General features: G+C 54.7%; 11 protein-coding genes. 6 read left to right on the forward strand and 5 right to left on the reverse strand.

What is annotated here, in order from left to right:
* Nucleotides 1-576: 576 nt before the first annotated feature.
* The 3 genes from Q1Q75_RS04725 to Q1Q75_RS04735 all read left to right on the forward strand — a co-directional run bounded on the left by Q1Q75_RS04725 (nt 577) and on the right by Q1Q75_RS04735 (nt 2836).
* Nucleotides 577-975, forward strand: a complete 399-nt coding sequence (locus Q1Q75_RS04725; RefSeq protein WP_300667948.1) for a YkgJ family cysteine cluster protein — start codon at nt 577-579, stop codon at nt 973-975.
* A 212-nt stretch (nt 976-1187) separates the two neighbouring features.
* Nucleotides 1188-1988 carry an ABC transporter ATP-binding protein gene (locus tag Q1Q75_RS04730; protein WP_300667950.1) on the forward strand — a complete coding sequence of 267 codons (801 nt, stop codon included), beginning with the start codon at nt 1188-1190 and terminating at the stop codon, nt 1986-1988.
* On the forward strand, nt 1985-2836 hold the full coding sequence (locus Q1Q75_RS04735) for a metal ABC transporter permease (RefSeq protein WP_300667952.1): 852 nt from the start codon (nt 1985-1987) through the stop codon (nt 2834-2836). Before Q1Q75_RS04730 ends, Q1Q75_RS04735 begins: the two co-directional genes overlap by 4 nt.
* Before the next feature lie 72 nt (nt 2837-2908).
* Here Q1Q75_RS04735 and Q1Q75_RS04740 read toward each other — a convergent pair whose 3' ends face one another.
* From Q1Q75_RS04740 to Q1Q75_RS04760, 5 genes are all read right to left on the reverse strand, one after another.
* Nucleotides 2909-3283 carry a translation initiation factor Sui1 gene (locus tag Q1Q75_RS04740; RefSeq protein ID WP_300667954.1) on the reverse strand — a complete coding sequence of 125 codons (375 nt, stop codon included), beginning with the start codon at nt 3281-3283 and terminating at the stop codon, nt 2909-2911.
* A gap of 114 nt (nt 3284-3397) precedes the next feature.
* Nucleotides 3398-5239, reverse strand: coding sequence for a glycerophosphodiester phosphodiesterase (locus Q1Q75_RS04745; RefSeq protein ID WP_300667956.1), 1842 nt, complete (start codon nt 5237-5239; stop codon nt 3398-3400).
* Nucleotides 5240-5698: 459 nt separating this feature from the next.
* Nucleotides 5699-6604 (reverse strand): EF-P lysine aminoacylase EpmA, encoded by a 906-nt coding sequence (gene epmA, locus Q1Q75_RS04750; protein ID WP_300667957.1) that lies wholly within the window; start codon nt 6602-6604, stop codon nt 5699-5701.
* Between the two features lie 445 nt (nt 6605-7049).
* Nucleotides 7050-8360: a histone deacetylase gene (locus Q1Q75_RS04755; RefSeq protein ID WP_300667959.1), complete on the reverse strand. Its 1311-nt coding sequence runs from the start codon at nt 8358-8360 to the stop codon at nt 7050-7052.
* A 15-nt stretch (nt 8361-8375) separates the two neighbouring features.
* Nucleotides 8376-10043 carry a hydantoinase/oxoprolinase family protein gene (locus Q1Q75_RS04760; RefSeq protein WP_300667961.1) on the reverse strand — a complete coding sequence of 556 codons (1668 nt, stop codon included), beginning with the start codon at nt 10041-10043 and terminating at the stop codon, nt 8376-8378.
* A gap of 671 nt (nt 10044-10714) precedes the next feature.
* On the opposite strand from Q1Q75_RS04760, the gene Q1Q75_RS04765 reads away from it, so the two are divergent.
* From Q1Q75_RS04765 to Q1Q75_RS04775, 3 genes are all read left to right on the forward strand, one after another.
* Nucleotides 10715-11437 carry an enoyl-CoA hydratase/isomerase family protein gene (locus Q1Q75_RS04765; protein WP_300667963.1) on the forward strand — a complete coding sequence of 241 codons (723 nt, stop codon included), beginning with the start codon at nt 10715-10717 and terminating at the stop codon, nt 11435-11437.
* A 311-nt stretch (nt 11438-11748) separates the two neighbouring features.
* Nucleotides 11749-12108: a VanZ family protein gene (locus tag Q1Q75_RS04770; RefSeq protein ID WP_300667964.1), complete on the forward strand. Its 360-nt coding sequence runs from the start codon at nt 11749-11751 to the stop codon at nt 12106-12108.
* 567 nt (nt 12109-12675) lie between these two features.
* Nucleotides 12676-14001: a 4Fe-4S dicluster domain-containing protein gene (locus Q1Q75_RS04775; RefSeq protein WP_300667965.1), complete on the forward strand. Its 1326-nt coding sequence runs from the start codon at nt 12676-12678 to the stop codon at nt 13999-14001.
* The last annotated feature ends 331 nt before the right edge of the window (nt 14002-14332 follow it).

Raw genomic sequence — 14332 nt, forward strand, 5'->3', positions numbered from 1 at the left:
GAAATTCGCCCCCCCACGACAGGACTCCTGTTGCCCATCCGCCTTCTGCTGATGACGCAGGCAACCTGGCCGAGATTTGGGGGCCGTCGACTTCCTTTTTCCACCCTGCCGCCTAGCGGTATGGTCCCTTTCTGCAGTCCCAACGCCAGAGGAGAGTCCCACCCTCCTCAGACTGCAGGAAGGTTCCCAGGTTTTAAAGGCGTTGTTTCACACCCATTTCCATGCTATTTTTCTTACACTTGTGCATGGGGTACATTCCCGAAACCCATCCTGGATCTCATCTGTTACCGTGCACACTGACTGCCTGCCCGTTATCTGAGTCACCGCATCCTGGTTTCATGAAAAATGCCCAAAACCCGCCGTGTTGTCCCGACGGCCTCAGCCAAAGCGGCACGCCACCAGAGCCCCTATTCACCTGCCGCACCCGTAACGCCCCATGGCCTCGGTCACCCGGATAAGAAGCCCGTGTTCTGCAGGTCTTTGTTCGTTACCAGTACAAAACTTTGATTTTTACCCCTGCCAGCCATTCAATGCTATTCTCCCTGGTTTTAAATACTGGACCCATCGGAGCATGGAATGGCACGACATATGGAATCGGCGGGCTGCGATATCGAACGCCCCGCAACCTGGAAACGTTTTACCCCAAAACTCTGCACAGACTGCAAGGCTCTCTGCTGCTATCTCATCGTCGAGGTGACCGCAGAGGATCTTATCCGCCTCGGCATCACCGATGAAGACGAAGTGGCCTTTGATATGAAAAACCTCGTGAAACGACTGAAAAAAGAGGGGCTCATCACACGCTGCAACATCTCCAAAGGCAAATTCACTCTGGCCACACGTAAAACCGGGGGATGCTGCTTTCTGGACGCTGAAAACCGATGCAGCGTCTACGAGGACCGACCCGAGGTGTGCCGACAGCATCCGACCCGGCTCTCTCCTCGCCTGGGATACTGTCCCTGGTCACCGGCCCATTGAGCCGAAAAGCTCACCACCGGTTCTCAGCGGAGTTCATAGCCCCTTTCTCCCTTGCCGTTGCATTCCGGAAAGGAAAGGAGTATGCATACGGAAATATCGCTGAGAATAAACGCCAGCAATGTTCCCCGTGGAGGCCCACTCCACTTACCCGCTGCGGAGTCATGACCGATCCGGTCACGTCCGCACATTAAAATCATGCACCGGTGCATCCCATGGAAACCGCCATTGCCCTTGAAAACGTCTCCTTTTCCTACACCCGTCATTCCATCCTTGACGGGGTCACCCTCACTGTTCCCAAAGGAGACTTTGCCATGGTGGTGGGACCCAATGGCGGGGGAAAGACCACTCTTATCAAGCTGATTTTGGGTCTCCTGACCCCCACAACCGGTCAGGTCCGTATCTTCGGTAAAAAGCCCAACGCCGCCTGGAACCAGGTCGGCTACATGCCCCAATACACCCACGTGGACATGGCCTTCCCCGTTTCAGTCATGGATGTGGTTCTCATGGGTCGACTTCAAAATGGCCGACGCTGGCGTTACACAAAAAATGATCGGGAAGCAGCCTCCCAGGCCCTGTCAGAGGTGGCGCTCATCGAAAAGGCAAAAATTCCGTTCAGCAACCTCTCCGGTGGTCAGAGGCAACGGGTTCTGATCGCCAGGGCGCTCTGTGGAAACCCCTCCCTTCTGCTCATGGATGAACCCACAGCCAACGTGGACCCGGCGGCGGAAGCCTCCCTTTTTGAACTCCTCTCCAAGTTGAACAACCGCATGACCATCCTTGTGGTCTCCCATGACCTGGGCTTCGTGTCCAAGGTGGTCAAGAGCGTTATCTGCGTCAATAAAAAAGTCCAGGTTCATCCCACAAGCAATCTGGACGGCACCCTGATTAACCAGATCTACGGCGGAGATCTGCGCATGGTGCGTCACGATCACCGTTGCAGCCACGAAGGGCATTGCATCAACGACACCCTCAAATTTCCAACCCCCTTCCTACCCCATCGAAAAGAGCCATGACTGATTTCTTTCTTGCACTTCTCGACCCCAACAGTGGCTTTCTGCGCCTGGCCCTTGCGGCAGGCACCCTGGCCAGCTTTTCCTTCGGCATCATGGGAACCTACGTGGTGACCCGTCGTATCGGCTACCTGGCCGGTGCCATTGCACACTGCGCCTTCGGAGGAATCGGCGCTGCCCTCTACCTCAAAAACCGATGGGGAGTCCTCTGGCTTGACCCCATGTACGGAGCCCTGGCAAGCGCCGTCATCGCCGCGATTATCATCGGCCTGGTCAGCATGAAAGCCGGAGAACGGGAAGACTCCATCATAGGGGCCCTCTGGGCCGTGGGCATGGCCGCAGGCCTGATCTTCATTGACCTCACCCCCGGATATTTCGAACTCACCAGCTACCTCTTCGGGGACATTCTCCTCATTGCCCGACAGGATATTATCCTGGTGGCTGTGCTCGATCTTGTGATCATTACCCTGGCCATCGTCTTTCACCCCACCTTTCAGGCGATCTGCTTTGATGAAGAGTTCGCCACCCTGCGGGGCATCAACACCTCCTTCTTCTATATACTGCTTCTGGTCATGACAGCCGTTACCGTGGTGCTTCTCGTGCGCCTGGTGGGCGTGATCATGGTCATCGCCATGTTGACCCTGCCCGCTGCCGCCGCATCGACCCTCAGCCGCCGGCTCTCCACCATCATGGTTCTGTCCATCGCCTTTTCTCTCTTTTTCAACTGGAGCGGCCTGGCCCTGAGCTACACCCTGGACCTCTCTGCAGGACCCGTCATCATCTCCGTGGCAGGCCTCGTTTACCTGGGGCTTTTAATGCTGCGTCGATGGCTTCCTGCCCGGCAAACATAGTGCCCCCCCCAAAAAAAAACGGGAAGAGGCACCCTGCCCTTCCCGTTTCAATATGCCCGCCACTCACCGGGTTTAGCCCCCCGCCTTCTTAACGGAAAACCCCCTGGCCTTCAGCGCTTCTACCAGCTTATCACGGTGGTCTCCCTGAATTTCAATGATCCCGTTCTTCACACTCCCCCCGGTTCCGCAAAGCTGCTTGAGCTCTTTTGCCAGCCCTTTCAGGTCCGCCTCGCTGCCGGGAACCCCTGTCACCAAACTCATCCCCTTGCCCTTGCGCCCCTTGGTCTCACGCAGAACCCGCACGATACCGTCCGGCTTTGCGGCTGGGACGGCGGAGCCACCCTTCTTCTTTTTGCAGGTACACCCCTTGACCGGCTTACCACAAGAGGGACAAAGCCTGCCCGTCTCCGTCGAATACACCAGGCGGCTGTTGGAATCTTCTCTCATCGTCTTTTTCTCCCCCATTATCTATCCATCTCCAACCCGGCCCTGCAGAGATAGCCTGCCGGGCCACCTTGGGGTCATAGCATAAAATCAGATGAAAGGCGAAAGGGTGCCCCGTCACTGTCCGATCAGATTTTCGAGCCGCCGGGGGTTGTCGGTCATGATGCCGTCGACTTTAAGCCAGTTCATCTGGCGTTTCATCTCAATCTCTGTATTGACGGTCCAGACGTAACACCTCATCCCGAGAAGACGGATCTTGGCCATGAGCGCCTGGGTCATCATGGCGTTGGGCAGGCAAAGGACATCGGCTGGCATTTCGTAGTCGTCTGCCTGCATGATGGAAAGAGGGGTGAGGGCAAAGGCAAGAACCCCTTCAGTGGCAAAGATCGTCTTGAGCTCCAGATGCCTCTCGACGGCCTTCGCCTTGATAAGTCCCAGGGTCGATTCATCAAAGCCTCCCACAATCAGCTTGTGCTGCATCCCAAACGTCTCAATCAGGTCAAGCACCTTGTCTACAATCTCGCCGCCCTCCTGCTTAATCTCAAGGACCATGGGAGCCCCATTCAGTGCCTCATCGTCAAAAACCTGGGCCAACGTAGGAATTTCAAGCCCCTTTCCACGCCAGGGGTAGGTGTCCCCCTCATCTGCTTTAAACCAAAACCCTGCATCCAGTTCTTTAAGCTGGGCAAGGGTCATCTCCGCGATGGCTCCAGACCCGTCGGTGCAGCGGTCCACAGTGTCATCATGGGACACCACCACCACCCCGTCTGAGGTCATGTGCACATCGGCTTCAAGGGTATCAGCCCCCACGGCCAGAGAGTGCTGATAGGCCTCAAGGGTGTTTTCCGGTGCCAGCTCACCCCCGCCCCGATGGGCGATGTTTTTAAAACCGGTGTGCGGCTTCATAAAATAGTTATCGGGAACTGCCGGTCCGCTGATAAGCTTTTCTTCCACCGCCCCCCAGGTCCTGACGATGGTGTCAGGATGAATCCAGCCGAAGCCTTCGGTATCCAGAAGCCAGAAAGCGGGCTCGCAGTTCACCTGATAAGGGATATAATAAATACCGCTTCCAATGGCACCGTACCCGTCCTGCCGAACGGTATCGCCTACCATGGCCCGGGCATTGTCCGCGCCATAGAGATCTTTTAAAATCGTCAAACACTCTTTTTTAAAGGTGTTGCTGTGCTCAAAGGTCATGTCTTCTTTGACGATGATGGGAATAGTGCGATGGAGCCCCTTGTCAAAGTGGCGCACCATCTGAGCCCGGCAGGCGTAGCGAATCTCCGGAGACATGCCCGTCACCACCACGAGATCGTTGCCCTCACTCATCAACAGGGGCACAACGGTCTCCACATCGCCATCCACATAGGGCCAATCGTCCTGGAACACATTCAAGAAATCCACCCAGTCCTGAAGGGCGTTAAGCCCACCGGTGGCGTGAAGGGTGTTGTCGTGATCGGCAGCGATCATGCCTGGGTTCTCAGCAGGATTGGCCGAAAGGATGCGAACCATCCCCAGATCGTCTGATGTGTACTCGGTCTGACTGAAATAAACCCGTGCCTGAAGCTGAAGGGTCACCGGGGCGGCATCGAGATACTTTAGCGGCAGCCTCTCTTTAAGGGAAGCCAGCCGGGCGCGGCCCTTAGCGTCTGTCTGAATGACATTGTCCATCAGGAGGAACCAGTCCGTCTCATCCAATGCCTTCACGGCAAAACCCACAGAGGCCCCTTCTACCTTCTCAGCAAACAGGAGATCAGAAAAGGTGGTGCTGCCTGCATCTGCCACCTTGTACACCATGGCGTTGGGCAGCACCTCACCGGCATCTTCCGGGCCGCCGGTCACCGCATCAGAGACCACAATGACCGTATTCTCCGGTGTCAGGTCGGAATCACACCCCATGACGCCCAGGGAAACCAGTACCATCAATAAGACGAAAAAACCTTTCCGCATGATCATCATTTACCCCCCTGTGAAAAAAAACGTTATTATTGAGCTCCCCAAAAAGCCTCCGGCGGCAAGGTGTGCCACCTTGAAAGCTGCTTATTAAAACCCACCCTTTGAAAACCAGGCAAACGTTTAGCCCCCGGCAGGACCGCCGGATACCTAATCTGAATAGTGACAAGAAATGAAAGAGAGGCACCGGCCCTATGCCAAACGTATGGACGTGCTGTTCGGATCTTATTGGTTTCTTATTAAATATCAGTGTTAACTATCACATAACAACGTCCATGGGTTCAAACATAAAATGGCATCGCCATGAAATGATAAGCTGCAATTCTGGGTGGTTAACCACCACAGCCATTATAGAGAGGGAGAGAGAGAGGGGGGGGGGCGTCCGTCCAACCAGGGGGCATAAAGGCCCCCTGGCCGGAGAAACAATGGGTTCAATTTATCGACATGTCCCGAATGGCTAAGCCATTACAAACATTCCGGAGGAAAGGCGAGAACATCATCAATGGTATCGGTGCCGCAAAAGAGCATGGCGAGGCGGTCCATACCGAGGGCGATACCGGCTGCAGGGGGCATCTGGGAGAGATCGGTGAGAAATTTCTCTGGGAGGGGCCAGGTGGATTTCCTGAGGTTTTTTCGCAGCGCCACCTCGTCTTCAAACCGCTGACGCTGCTCCACGGCGTCGGTGAGCTCGGTAAAACCGTTGGCCAGCTCCAGCCCTTCGACGTAAAGCTCAAATCGCTCGGCCACGGACGGGTCGGAGCTTTTTCGTTTGGCCAGCGCCGCCATGGGGGTCGGGTAATCGCAGAGCAAGACCGGGGTATCCCCGCAAAGGCGGGGCTCCACCTCAAGACCCATCACCTCGTCAAAATGATCCTGGGCCAGGGCCTCCTCCACAGGAAGGGAGCCATACAAGGCATAAGCCTCTTTCACCGTCAGACGACGCCACGGACGATCCAGATGGATGGTTTTGCCCTTCACGTCGAGGCTCTCCCCCAGCCCCAGATCCCGGGCGATGGCGAGAAAGAGGCCCCGGCAATCCTCCATCAGAGACTCGTAGTCTGCGAAGGGAGTGTACCACTCCAGAAGGGTCATCTCCGGGATATGCTTTGCCCCCCGCTCCCCTTTGCGAAAGGCCTTGGTGATCTGAAAGATCGGCCCGGCTCCAGCGGCCAGGAGCCGCTTCATGCAAAGCTCAGGCGAGGCCTGAAGGTAACCGCTACCGGCCTCCAGCGGATCGATATGAGCCTCGGGAATCGGCGCGGGGACACACAGCGGCGTCTCCACCTCTAAATACCCCCTCGCCATAAAAAAACGACGGACCGAAGCCGTCACCTCCGCCCGTCGCCTGAGATTGTCCAAGTTAATCTTCATATACTACTTCCAAAAAACATTCTTTGTAACTCGTTCCTGGTGCTTGGTTCCTCGTTCTTCGTTCAAGGGATTCAATCTGCAAAAGCGACGCCTCCGGCGGCAAGGTGGCGCCACCTTGAAAGCGGGTTTGCGAATGCCCTCTCCCGTCGCTTGTCGCGCCGGAGCCCGTTGACGTTGGTCGAATGGTGACGCATAGACATGGGCGTAGGCGAACTTGTCGGGTCAAATCACACATCCGCCTTTAAGATAAAATTTGATCAAAAACAATTTTTAAAACCTGTTTGTTAACCCGTCTTTATTTAATCAGGCAAACGTTTGGCCCCCGACAGGGCCGCTGGGGGCACAAGCTGAATAGTTACATTTTTTTCATCATTGATTGAGCGCAGCGACTCCTCGAACGAAGAACGAAGAACGCTTTTCCCTTGCCCTGATCTTTATCTTTTCCCTACTCGTCAAAAAACTCCTGCCGATCCAGGTCCTGCATGGTGCGCAGGGTATACGGTCCTTTTTTGGCCTCGTCAAACCATTGTTCGGCTTTGGCTCTGCAGGAGGGGCAGACGCCGTGCGGGATATGAACGCCAAAGAGATGGTGACCGGTATCGGAAGATGAATCGACTTTAAGGGCCCCTTTGCAGTTCTTGCAGACGGTGATTTCATCGATCTGCATTTCGTAGATCATGTCGGTATCGTACATGATATTTCGACGCCTGGAGACGGAGGTGTGCCCGCCCACCAATTTGGCTTGAAGGGCTTCCCTTTCACGCCAGGTGGAGAGGACAGCCTGCCCCACCTGTCGGACCTCGCGGGTCACCTCGGCAGGCTGAGCGATGCGGGCGGCGTCGTAACCGGGCTCTTTGATCCCGGAATAATCGACACCGGCCAGGGCGAGGATGATGCCGGTATTCACGTAAGGCAGGGCGCCTTCGATGGAGTAGCCTCCTTCGAGGACGGCGATGTCCGGATTCAACATCGTTGTCAGGTCAGCATACCCCTGGGCCGAAAAGTTCATATTGGTCAAGGGATCCGAAAAGTGGTTGTCCTGGCCTGCCGAGTTGACGATGATCTCTGGCTGAAAGTCGTTCAGGATCGGCATCACCACGTTTTCAATAATCCAGAGATACCCCTCATCCGAGGTGAGGGGAGGCAAGGGGATGTTCACCGTGGTGCCCAGAGCGTTGGGGCCACCCAGCTCTTCGATGAAGCCGGTTCCCGGATAGAGGGTGCGGCCATCCTGGTGGATGGAGATAAACAGGGTGTCGGGATCGTGCCAGAAGATATCCTGGCTGCCGTCGCCGTGATGGCAATCGGTATCCACGACGGCCACGCGACGCACCCCGTGCTTGGCCCGGATGTATTCAATCATGATGGCTTCGATGTTGATATTGCAAAAGCCCCGGTTCCCATGGACCACACGCATGGCGTGATGACCGGGAGGACGCACCAGGGCAAAGCCCTTCTCCACAGTCCCTTCCATGACAGCCTTGGCCACGGTAACGGCTCCACCCGCGCTGATGAGGTGGGACTCGGTGGTGACACTTTCGATATCCGGGGCGCAGAAGTGAACCCGCCGGATGTCCTCATGAGTCACGAGATCGGGCTTGAACTCGGTGATGCCATCGATATCAAAGAGCCCCTCTTCAAACACCTGATCCTGGGTATAAAGAAGGCGTTCTTCTCGCTCTGGGTGGGTGGGATCGATGGCCCAGTCAAACGCCGGAAAAAAGACCAGCCCTGTTTTTCTGTCCGCTTTGATCATCGTGCAAGTCCTTAATTATAGTTTATAGCCTTCAATAAGCCCCGGCTTGATCTGAGCCCGCACCCGGATGTTCTTACCGGTGGTGCGAAAGCCCCGAACCATGTTAAAGGCCATGCTCTCCACAATTTCGGTCTCCGGGTTGTCCGTCCGGCTCCCGGCCTGCCTGGCTTTTTCAACCAGGAAATTTTTAGCCATCTTTTCTGCATCGGCCAGGGTATAGTGGCGATCCATGGTTTTGGAGTAATTTTCCTCCGGAATCAGAATCACCCCTTTTTCCGTATCTGCAAAAAGGGTCACCTCGCAGGTGGTTCGGGCAAGGGCCGCTCCAATGGCATTGGCCACGCCCCAATGGGGCACGGGGCGAACCTTTTGTGAGGTATATGCCGAAAGGTAACCTGCCAGGGTATTGGCCGGCCCCCCCAAAAGGAGAATTTCTTCGGGGACCACGCGATAGCCGTCCATCATTTCATGAATGGTGTAGACTGGCTTGGCGTTGATCTCCGCCACCACCTTGCGGGCGTGCTCTAAAATAGCCAGGCACATGGTCTCCATGACCTTTTGCGCCGCCTCCCGGGCATCAAGGCCCAAGGCATCCCCCACACGACGCATGCCCTCTTCCGCCCGCGCAAGATCCCCATCACGCTCCCCAGGATCCAGAACCACCATGGCATCGGTGGGCGTGGGTTCTGACCCGCCAAAGGCCATGGCCGGCCCCAAGCGCTGCGGGCCGATGACCACGACCCCGTCCGTCACCTGCACCAGGCTGTCGCCCCCAAGCCCCACCGAGGAGCTCTTTAACGAACGGATCAACGTCTGCCAGGGGCCAATGGTAATTCCCAGGGGCTCAAGCACCGGAGCGCGTTTCACAAAAACCGCAATATCGGTGGTGGTGCCCCCCACATCCAGAACCAGGCTGTCCACCGACTCAGGGGCCCATGGAATAGCCCCCATCACACTCGCCGAAGGACCGGACATCACCGCCTCCCCCGGATAAGCCATGGACGTGACCATCTCCATGGTGCCGCCGTCGGCCTTCAGGATGTAAATGGGGATATCGATGCCTTGTTGCTTGAGACTATCACGTACCGACTCGTAAAAATGGCGATGGATGGCATAGACCGAGGCATTGATAAAAGTGGTATAAATCCGGCGGGGAAAATTGAGATTTCCGGAGACGGTGTGCCCGGTGAACACATGTTCGATCCCCTTTTTTATAAGGATCTCTTCCATACGCTGCTCATGGGTCGGGTTGCGGGTAGAAAACTTACCCACGACCCCCACGGTACGGATGCCTTTGGCCAGGAACGAATCAGCCAGGGCCTCCACGGCATCACGATCAAGCCCCTCCACCACCCGGCCCCGATGATCCACGGCACCGGCCACGGTGTGATAGTCCTCTCCACAGGCAAAGAGCTTGGGATTGAGCCCGGGCCCTCCCGCAACCACCATCCCCACCTTCTCAAGTTTGCCAGTCACCACAGCATTGGTGGTCAGGGTGGTGCTGAGTACGATGCGTTCCACCAAAGCGGTATCGATATCCCGGATCACACTCTCCAGGCCGGAAAGGATGGATTCAAAAAGATTCTCGGGATCGGTAGGAACTTTGGCTTGACGCATCAGCCCCTCTTCCCCGATGAGCACAACATCCGTGTGGGTTCCACCCACATCCAGGCCGATAATCATGACTACCTCGTTCGTTTGGAGATTTAATCTGAAATATCCTATACTTTCAACGGATTCATCAGAATATGGGAGGATAGCACCCACCTGAAAAAGAGACAATTACCTGCTCTGTGGTGATGATGAAGCTCCCTGTAATTAAAACTGAATACTCAGTTTCTATAGGAATATTATCACGGTGTCAACACAGACTCAATCGCCGATAACCCACTGATAACGGAACATTTCGAGGCCATCACCCTCAGAGGAACCGACCACACCCCAGGAAGGCTTTGCAGCTCAGGATATCTCTCGAGAGAGCAGAGCCCCCGGCCAACCCCCCTATTTTGCAATGAACACAAACTATATCAACAGCAAGGTACCCACAGCGGTACCATCACAATATTTTGATTTGACTATCAATAAGTTATCATCAAACCCAGCTCAGGCCGCCACAGGAAACCCGTCCTTTATTCGTACACGTAAGAACTTTCTCTCTTTCTTTTTTCCACCATTTCCATTATCAAATAATAAATTAAGTTTTATCCCGCAATCATTGATGCGCAGACAATCATACCCGATCTTACATCCCCTCCGACCTCTTCCGTCCAGGGCCTTCGGGGCTGACAAAAACGCTCCGGCGCACAATGAATCGGTTTTTTCTGATGAACTTACACTGCATAACGGGGGTTATCATGTCTGTTGTTAAATGGGAAAAAAAAGACCGTACGGCTGTTGTCTGGATGGACAACGGGGCCAATACCCAGAACCTGATCTTTGCTCAAGAATTGAACCGTTGCCTTGATGAGGCCGTGGCCGATGCCGACGTCACAGCCATCATCCTCACCTCCACAGACCCAAAATCCTTTTCCCAGGGGGTCGACGTCCAGTGGATGGGAGGCGCTTTTGCCGACGGCAAATTAGATGATATCAAAGGCTTCATGTACGGCATGAACGAGGTCTTCACCAAACTGCTGACCCTTCCCGTCCCCACCATCGCCGCCATCAACGGCCACGCCTTCGGCAACGGTGCCATCCTCTCCTGCGCCTGCGACTTCCGGCTCATGCGTGCCGACCGGGGGTATTTCTGTTTCCCCGAAGTAGACCTGGGCATCCCCTTCCTTCCCGGCATGCTCGCTTTTGTTAAAAAAGCCTTTGCCTACGATCAATTCCATGATCTGTATCTCACCGGACGCCGGGCAGGAGCCGCCGAACTGGCAGAGCGTAAGATGCTCGTCAAGGCAAGCGATAGCCCTGAAGCCCTCCAGGAAGACGCCCTGGCCTTTGCCGCTACCTTTGCAAAAAAACGCAGCATTTTTGGAATCCACAAGGCACGTGACCACAAGCACATCCTGGACATCATGAAAAACGAAGACAAAGAGGTCATCGAATCCCTGGTCCTCTTCGTCACCGACTGATCACACCCCCGCCTTAGCCCGGATATTTCACGAGTTGGGTGTGATCATATGCAAGGCATCAGAGCTGAAGATGTAGTGATTTGCCTCAAGGCTCTGATAACGCAGCAGATGAGCGCACCCGGCTCGCCCGAAGGGTGAGAAAATCAAACAGAATAACGTGGATTAAATTTTGCATTTTTGAAACGACTAAAAATATTACCGCAAAAAATTGTAATTACGAACTATTCCTTAGTCCTGATTGTTTTCTCATGAAATATCCGGGTTAGGGGGCACACAGACAGGAGCCGGCCCTTCGGGGCCGGACAGCGATCATGCGAACCCCCAGCTTCACCCTGACAACCCGAGTTCTTCTCGTCTTCTCTTTTTGCGGCATCACGATACTCTCGCTGATTCCGATCCAAGAGAGCTTTGCCGTCAACATCTGGGACAAAGCCCAACACGCCGGAGCCTACCTCTACCTCTCCCTGCTGGTTTGGGGAGCCTCCTTACCACGGCGCCTCACCGGTCGTCATGCCCTGCTGCTGATGGTCTACGGCATAGGAATCGAAGTGCTCCAGGCCGGCCTTCCCTGGCGGAGCTTTTCCCTCTTGGATATGGTGGCAAATGCCTCGGGAATTGCGATGGGAGGGGCCATCCTTCAGGGCATGGCATCACTGAAGAACAGAAAATGAGAATATCGGCCTCCCTCAACCGCCATCGACCATCAGTATTTTTGATGCTTATGATCAATAATCGCGTTTTAACAGAGATGCGAAAAAGTTATACAACCCACCGCTTTCGTTGGACTTTTCAAAATCGCGTTCGACAGACCGCCCAAAGAGCCCATCGGCCACCCGCCGTCGCGCGCAACCTGCAACATCAGACACGCCCAATGATTTCTCCCCTCTTCCGGCTGAAATCATGTGAAAAACTGCCCCGACTGGCCTACGGAACCACCGTCGGATAAGGGTCTCTATCCCCCGGGTACTGAGGGGTATTTACTCGATATGTTTTGTTTATTCTTATTGACACGTCTTAATCTTTAAGAGTAGAAACACTATTGTCGTGTAAAGGACACTATGGTATAAATTTTTTTTTGTAATTGTTGTATGCATAAGGTTTTCACTGATTATACCATTCATATAATGACTGATTTGCTCTTTTGTGTTGTGGGAGCACATCATCCTTTTCTGCTTAAAGTGACGGTAAAAAACGACCGCGATCTAAGGGTGGGAAAATGACACGGAGGATAATGTAGTATGGCTGAGGCAATCAAAATCGGCGGAGGCACTAAAAGCGCCTTCAAAGACAAGGTAATGGAGATTCTGCCCGAAGGTGGGAACCTCAACGCCTGTCTAACCTGCGGGCTCTGTGCCTCGGGCTGTCCTGCGACCGGACTGGCCGACATGGACCCCCGAAAATTCCTACGCATGGCCGCCCTGGGCATGGACGAAGAGATCGCTAAACATGACTGGGTTTGGATGTGCACCATGTGTCAACGCTGCGTGCGCATTTGCCCCATGGAGATCGACATCCCCCAGCTGGTGTTCAACGCCCGGCAGCTGACTCCCAGAGAAGAGCGCCCCAAAGGCCTCATCGGTTCCTGCGACCTGGCTCTGAAAAACGACACCTGCAGCGCCATGGGTTGCACCCAGGAAGACTTTGAGTTCGTCTGTGGGGACGTCCTTGACGAAGTGAAAGAATCCCAACCCATGTGGGAAGAGAAAGATCTTCAGGCCCCCATCGACAAACAGGGCGCCGAATTCTTCCTCAACCAGAACTCCCGCGAGCCCATGACCGAGCCAGAGGAGATGGTTCCCCTCTGGAAGATCCTCAACATTGTGGGTGCCGACTGGACTTACGGCAGCAAAGGCTGGACCGGTGAGAACTACTGCATGTTCCTCTCCGATGATGAAGGATGGGACAAGATCACCCGAACAAGCGCTGAAAAGTGTACAGAGTTGGGGTGCAAGACGTTCCTCAACACCGAATGAGGGCACGTTACCTTCTCAGTCCTGGCAGGACTGAAAAAATTCAACATCGAACACGATTTCAACGTCGAGAGCATTTATAACCTTTATGCACAGTGGATCAGGGAAGGCAAACTTCCCGTCAACTCTGACTGGAACAAAGAACTTGGCCTCAAGTTTACTGTCCAGGATCCCTGCCAGATCATCCGTAAATCTTACGGTGACAAGACGGCCGACAACCTGCGATTCGTTGTCGAGTCAATTGTCGGCAAAGAAAACTTTGTCGACATGTACCCCAACAAGAGCAACAACTTTTGTTGTGGCGGCGGCGGCGGCTTCCTTCAGTCCGGTTTCAAGGAAGAACGTCTCGCCTACGGCAAGATTAAAGACAACCAGATCCAGAAAACAGGCGCCACTTACTGCATCGCCGCCTGTCACAACTGCCACGCCCAGATCCATGAACTGAGCGAGCACTACGGCGGCCACTACCACGTGGTTCACCTCTGGAGCCTGATCTGCCTCTCTATGGGCATTCTCGCCCCCAACGAGAGAACCTACCTCGGCCCCGAGCTTCAGGACGTCCTCGTTCCTGAATACATCGAACCCGAGTTTTAATGGAACCCCTCTTTAAGGGGGAACCATCGCAGAATCGATAGAAAAGGCCGCCCACTTGGGCGGCCTTTTTTTATTCAAGGTTTTTCCCCTGACTATTCAGCAAAAACAAGCCTCCAGCTGCAAGGTGTGCCACCTTGCAAGCAGGTTACGGATGCGCTTTGCCCCCCCAAAAAACACGGAGGGAACCGATCCTTCCTCTCACCGTCACCAACCCAAAGGTTCCCCCTCCTTCCAAAACGTCAAAGAAACCTGGACACAAGGCTCATCACCGTATTTCGTTTAATTTCCAACCCATCCCGGAGCCACGCCCTTCAGCGTCCCCCCTCCCACC

Origin of the sequence: Desulfoluna sp. (genome assembly GCF_030145185.1) — a bacterium.
Lineage (GTDB): Bacteria > Desulfobacterota > Desulfobacteria > Desulfobacterales > Desulfolunaceae > Desulfoluna.